Consider the following 6,519-nt stretch of genomic DNA (forward strand, 5'->3'; position numbering starts at 1 on the left):
ATGGGAGAGGCCTCGTGTCCTAAAGCTACCATTGTCGTCCCCGTTTACAACTCTGCGCACTCCATTCAGCGATGTCTCGATTCGCTGTTGGCCCAGTCCGAGCGCTCGATTCAGGTTGTCTGCGTCAACGACGGTTCGACTGATGATTCGTTGAACGTGTTGCGCCAGATCGCGCAGGCCGACGATCACGTACTGGTGATTGACCAGGAAAACGCGGGCGTCTCGTGTGCTCGAAATGCCGGTATCGATGCCGCCGTGGGCGAGACCGTCTTTTTTGTGGACGCCGACGATTACATCGATGCCCAGACGGTCGAGCGCGTGCTGCATGCCATGGAGTCTGCAGATGCCGAGGCTGCCGTTTTTGGCGGTGTCTGTGAACCCGTCGATGCTGCCCCCAAACGCGTCCAGCAACTCATGAGCCCCAAAGCCGGTACCTTCGGCGCCCGTGATCCCCAACTGCTGTTCCATTCGAATGCGCAGCCCTATGCCTGCCGTGCGGCTTTTTCGCGCGAGCTGCTCAATCGCGAAGGCATTCGCTTCGCCCCCGGTTTGGCTTTGGGCGAGGACGTCGTCTTCCAATTTGCGGCTTATGCGCTTGCCCGCAAGACCGTCGTCATGCCGGACAAGTTCTACCACTACGTGATGGAGAGTGAATCGGCGACGCACGAGTTCAACAGTGCCGATGCTCGCGCCAAAAAGCTTGACGCCCACATGAGGATGCTCGAGGAGGTCTTGGAGGACTGGGCGGCCTACGGTCTTTTGGACCTGTGCCCCGGCGAGCTGATAACTTGGTTTTTAGACCTAATTGTGTTCGACCTGGCGCGCTTGGATGCCGATGGTTTCCATCGCGTGGCGGCTCGCGTCAACATGGATCTCACGACGTGTTTGGGAACGGCGTGGGCGGATATGCCTGCTAAGGGCGCCGTTCGGCGTGTTGCCCACAAGCTCGTTGCGGCGACCTCGGGCGTTTCGATGGCAGACGCCACGCTGTTCTATCTTTCGACTCGCGGTCTCAAAGCCTGTCTGGAGCGCTTTATCTAATTCCAAGCGCTGCCGCCCGCCGCAACCCGGCTGCTAAAATAACCCTGTTACACGCTATTCAACAGGAGGTTCTCTTGCAGAACTCTGATACCCCTAAAGTTTCGCTGCTTGTCCCCATTTGCAATGTCGAGCGCTATCTGCGCGAGTGCCTCGATTCCGCCGTGGCGCAGACGCTCAAGGACATCGAGATCATCTGTATCAATGACGGTTCCACCGATAGCTCGCCGGATATCATCCGCGAGTACATGGAGCGCGACCCCCGTGTAAAGATGATCGACAAAGCCAACAGCGGCTACGGCGACTCGATGAACCGCGGTCTGGAGATGGCGCGCGGTGAGTACGTGGGCATTCTTGAGTCCGACGACTTTATGTTTGAGGATTCGCTCCAAAAGCTGGTCGCCAAGGCCGATGCTGAGCATGCCGATGTGGTAAAGGGCGACTTTTATCTGTATTGGTCCACGCCCAGCGAGCGCCGTGAGCTGTTTGGGATCATCGGCGAGTATATGACGGGCGCCGCGTATCGCCCCGTCGATCGCCCGGGCATCTTCTACCGCAAGCCTTCCATTTGGTCGGCCATCTATCGGCGCGAGTTCCTCAACGACAATCAGATTCGGTTCCTTCCCACGCCGGGCGCCTCGTATCAGGACGCAGGCTTTAACTTTAAGGTTTGGGCATGCGCCGAGCGTGCAGCGTTTATCGCGGACCCCATTTTGTGCTATCGCCAAGACAACGAGAAGAGCTCAGTTAATTCGCCCAACAAGGTATTTTGCGTGTGCGACGAATATGCCGAGATGCAGCGATTTTTGACCGAGCGTCCCGAGCTCAAGGCTCAGCTCCAGGGCATTTTAATGCGCATGAAGGTCGATACGTACCGTTGGAATGATGAACGTCTGGTCGATGAACTGCGTGAGCAGTTTTGGGAGAAGGCTTCACCCGAGCTGAAGGCCGATTGGGATGCCGGTCGCTTTGATCTGTCGCTGTTCGATCCGCGTGGCGAGACCGACTTGCGCCTGATGGTCAAGTCGCCCCGCGCCTATATCGATTCGCGCTTTGACTTTAAGAAGCCGGGCAAGCTCAATACGTTTAAGCACTACTTTAAGATCGGCGGCTTGCCGCTGGTCTGGCGCGTGCTGACGTATCAGCGCACCTACGGCGACAACCCGCACCCCGATGACGTTCCGGCCGCACAGTAGGAGCGAGTGACTATGGCTACCCCCAAGATTTCCGTTGTCGTTCCCATCTACAAAGTGGAGGAGTGCCTGGCCTGGTGCCTGGACTCCCTGCTTGCGCAGGACATGCCCGATTGGGAAGGCGTGCTGGTCAACGATGGCTCGCCGGACGGCTCGCGCGATATTGCGGCTGCCTATTGCGAAAAGGACGCGCGCTTTACGCTGGTCGATAAGGAGAACGGCGGCCTGTCGAGTGCGCGTAATGCAGGCATCGCCGCGTCCACGGCGCCTATCGTTGCGTTTTTGGATTCCGACGACCGATTTACGTCCGATGCGTGCCGTGTAATCGTCGATGCCTTTGAGCGTGAGGATTGCGACGTTTTGACCTTTGGCGCGAACCCGTATCCGCTGGAGGCAGGGTATCCGTGGCTTAACTATGTGCTGAGCCCACGCGACGTTTCGTTTGAGGGCTATAGCTCCGACCTGCTGTTTAAGGAGGCGTCTCGCCCCTTTGCATGGCGCACCGCTTGCAAGCGCGCTTTTTTGCTGGGCAACGGGATCGTGTTCGATGAAACCGTTAAGTATGGCGAGGACCAGGTCTTCGATTTTGCCGTGTACGGTCGCTCGCGCAAGACCGCGCTTATCTCGAACAAGCTGTACGAGTATCGCGTGGCACGCAAAGGTTCGCTCATGGACACCATGCGCTACGACGACGAGACGCGTCTGCTGGAGCACGTGAAGATTTACTCCGCGGTGCTGGCTGACTGGCAGCGCGACGGTCTCGATGCTCATCATGCCGATGACCTGGCGTACTTCCTATGTGATCTGGTGCTGTACGATGCGCTCAGGTTGCTTGGTTCGGACTGCGGCAAGGTGTTTGCCGCCGTTGCTGCGGCGCTTAACGGTTCTGCTGTGGGCAGTGATGCTTCGCTCGCACAATGCGCTTCTTCTGTTGCCGCCATGGTGCGTGCGGCGCTTGTCGGTAAGGCGCCCGCTGCTCGTTCGTGCAAAAAACTCATGTTCAATTACGACGTCTTGAGGTTTGGGCGCTTGGGCGCGTGCAAGCGCATGGCTGCGAACGCTCTGGGAAAGCGAGAAGTGTAGATGAGTATCAAGCGTTTGTCACTTTGCCGCAGTCAGGGCCGTCTGTTTGTGCTGCTTCGTTTTGCCGGTCAGGATGTCGCCGCGCTTATTGAGCGGGAGGGCTCTCAGGCGTTTGCCCATGCGACGACGAGCGGTTCTTGTGTGCCGTCGCTGGTGCTCCCGGTCGATCATGGCCGTGTGCTGGCGCTTTGTCCTTCCGTTTCCGATTACGAGCGCGAGCTCGCCGTCTTGGTGCTTCCGTTTTTGGATGGCTCGTCGATGGATGCCGTTTTTGCATCCGGTGGCCAAAGGTTGGGCTCTATTCGTCTCGATAGCCGCGTGGCCAAATTGGAATCCAAGATTAACTACAAAGCAAAGCCTGCGCTGTGCGCGCTTATCCGCGATGCGCAGCGTGGCGAACACTGCGGCCGCTACGAGATCGATGCCATTCGCTATTTGCCGGCAGACGTCGGCGCGGTGTGGCGCTATGAGGTTACCTGGGCGGGAGACCCCCAGTGCGCGCCTGAGCTCCAGATCTTCGATACGCATATGAATGCCATCGATGTTACCGTGCATGTGTTTGAATCGCAGGTCGATGTGCCGCAGCGCAACGGTTGCCGCATCAATAAATCGTATCTGAGTGTTGAGATGCCTCAGGATATACGAGATTTTGTCGCGATCGTGAGCGATCCCACAGAGCGGATCCAAAGCGGGTTTTGCGCCATGGATGGTCGCCTGTACAACGGCATGGTCGACGACAGCTGGAACCGTATGAAGGACGCGCGTGCAGACGACGCAGCTTATCGACGTTGGTTTGAGCAGCATCGCGCAAAGCCGGGCGATTTGGCGTGCCAGCGTGTCGCTTCGGCGACCTTTGCCTATAGACCGCTCGTGAGCATTGTGGTGCCGTGCTACAAGACTGATCGGGTTTACCTGCGCGAGCTGCTGGACTCGGTGCTAGCCCAGAGCTATGACAACTGGGAATTGCTGTTCATGGACGCCTCGCCCGAATGGGATGCGGTGGCCAATCTTGCGGCAAGTGCCAACGACGAGCGCGTTCGTCGCATTGGGCTGCCCAGCAACGGCGGCATTGTGGTCAACACCAACGCAGGTATTGAGCAAGCGATGGGCGACTACGTCGCGTTCTTGGACCATGACGACATTCTGGAACCGGACGCGTTATTCCAGTATGTTTCCGCACTGAATAAGGCGGCCGAGGGCGAGCGTCCCCAGGTCCTGTTCTGCGATGAGGACATGTTCCAGAAAACGGGGGAGTGGGGCCAGCCGGTCTTTAAGACCGTACTCAACGTCGACCTGCTCTATAGCCATAACTGCGTGACGCATTTCCTGATGGTGGAGAAGGCGCTCATCGATCACATTGGTTTGTCCCCAGAAGACGTTGCGGGCGCCCAGGACTACGACTTGACGCTTCGCTGCCTTGTAGCCGGCGCGCGCTTTGAGCACGTTGCGCATGTGCTGTATCACTGGCGCGTGCATCCGGGATCGACCGCCGACGGTACTGCCGATAGTAAGCCGTATGCTATTGAAGCCGGGCGCCTTGCGCTGCAGCGCCACTTTAACGCGCTGGGCATTTGCGGAACGGTCGAGGAGACCGAGACGCCGTTTGTCTATCGCATGCGCTATGCGCTACCGGAGTGTGCGCCGCTGGTGAGCATTGTGATTCCTACCAAGGACCACGTTGAGACGCTCGATGCCTGTGTGATGTCGATCGCCCAGAAGGCCACGTATGCCAACTACGAGATCGTCTTGGTGGAGAACAACAGCGAAGCCCCGGAGACGTTTGCGTATTACGAAACCCTGCCAGAGCGCGTGGCTGCAGCATCCGAAGGCAAGGGCATCGCGCGCGTTGCGTATTGGCCGGGTGAGTTCAATTACTCCCAGATCATTAACTTTGGCGTGGAGCATGCCAAGGGTGATTACCTTCTGTTGCTGAACAACGATACCGAGGTCATAAGCCCCGACTTTATCGAAGAGATGATGGGCTATCTGCAGCGTCCCGATGCGGGCGTGGTGGGCGCCAAACTCTACTTTGCCGATCATCTGGTGCAACATGCCGGCATTTTGGTTGGCGTGCGTGGCGCACTTGCCCATGCCAACCAGGACTTCTCGGCAAAGCGCGAGGGCTATCTTGCCCGCGCTGTGCGCCCCGGTAACTTCAGTGCCGTAACGGGCGCCTGCCAGATGGTGCGACGCGACGTATTTGAACAGGTCGGAGGCTATAACGAAGAATTCGCCGTCGGTTTTAACGACGCTGACTTTTGCCTGCGCGTGTGGGAGGCCGGCTACCGCACCATCTTTACGCCCTATGCCGAGCTGTACCATTACGAGTTCACCTCGCGCGGCAGGGAAGAGGCCAACGAGGAAAAGCTGCGCCGCTGGAAGCGCGAGCAAGCGCTGTTCATGCAACGCTGGCCGGAGTTCTTCTTGGGAGGCGATCCGTGGTTGGAGCCGAACTTATCCGCTGAGAGCGAGTACTTCTCGCTTTAGTGCGAGGTGATGTGAAAATCCAGCATAGGGTGCTCAGGAGCTGTGAGAGCGTTGGGTTTTGCTTTATTTCTGGTGTTTGATTCGTGGAGCCTACGCTTAGCTTTTCTTATGCGTTTTGATGCGATTATTGGGATTTCAAACGCAGTCCGCTTGTCTAAGGGTGAAACAGCATGAGATTATCGAGGACGATCGTAATTGCGTCATCCATCGTTGCGGCTATCTCGTTTATTTTCTATATTTGCCCTCTAAACGCGGTCATTTTGACGAATGAACAGATGAACGAGGTTTTGTTAGCGGTTTTAGGTGCAGGAATATCATCTTTGTTTGTTGGGGTAATTGAATACAGCGACCGATGTCGGGAACTTGAAGATCGTTTTTTATTTGGCATTCAGCCGTTATTGTCTGAGCTGGGCGGAATGGATGAATGCTACATTGAGCATCTATCTCGATGCGAAGATACCTTGGGACTTCTTTTGCCTTATTACGAGGAGGAAGAGTCATGCGTCTCCCAATTGCTTTGCATATCGGATGATAGGCATGAACAAAGGGATCGATTAATTCAAGCAATTGAGCATTGCGAGAAGTGCGAATGTGAGAGATATTACGCGGACAAAGATTCTCCAACACGACAATATCTTCTCGGTAGTGTCGAGAAAGTTGGTGTAGAGCCCCATCCGAAGCGAGTCGGCCCGGCGTCCTAGAATCTGGAACACGGTTG

5 protein-coding genes are annotated in these 6,519 nt (G+C 56.8%); all 5 read left to right on the forward strand.

From position 1 onward, the window contains the following. The gene (locus ACESUZ_RS08545) at nt 1-1,041 is read left to right on the forward strand and encodes a glycosyltransferase family 2 protein (protein ID WP_373199587.1); all 1,041 of its coding nucleotides are present in this window, start codon (nt 1-3) and stop codon (nt 1,039-1,041) included. A 74-nt stretch (nt 1,042-1,115) separates the two neighbouring features. Continuing rightward, a complete protein-coding gene (locus ACESUZ_RS08550) occupies nt 1,116-2,234 on the forward strand; it encodes a glycosyltransferase family 2 protein (protein WP_373199588.1) in 1,119 nt (372 codons plus the stop codon). 12 nt (nt 2,235-2,246) lie between these two features. Next, nucleotides 2,247-3,314 carry a glycosyltransferase family 2 protein gene (locus ACESUZ_RS08555; RefSeq protein WP_373199589.1) on the forward strand — a complete coding sequence of 356 codons (1,068 nt, stop codon included), beginning with the start codon at nt 2,247-2,249 and terminating at the stop codon, nt 3,312-3,314. Then, on the forward strand, nt 3,315-5,801 hold the full coding sequence (locus ACESUZ_RS08560) for a glycosyltransferase family 2 protein (protein WP_373199591.1): 2,487 nt from the start codon (nt 3,315-3,317) through the stop codon (nt 5,799-5,801). It begins immediately after the preceding gene. 170 nt (nt 5,802-5,971) lie between these two features. Beyond that, nucleotides 5,972-6,502 carry a hypothetical protein gene (locus ACESUZ_RS08565; RefSeq protein WP_373199593.1) on the forward strand — a complete coding sequence of 177 codons (531 nt, stop codon included), beginning with the start codon at nt 5,972-5,974 and terminating at the stop codon, nt 6,500-6,502. Nucleotides 6,503-6,519: the final 17 nt, after the last annotated feature.

The organism is Collinsella aerofaciens ATCC 25986 (genome assembly GCF_964239575.1).
GTDB classification, from domain to species: domain Bacteria; phylum Actinomycetota; class Coriobacteriia; order Coriobacteriales; family Coriobacteriaceae; genus Collinsella; species Collinsella aerofaciens_BQ.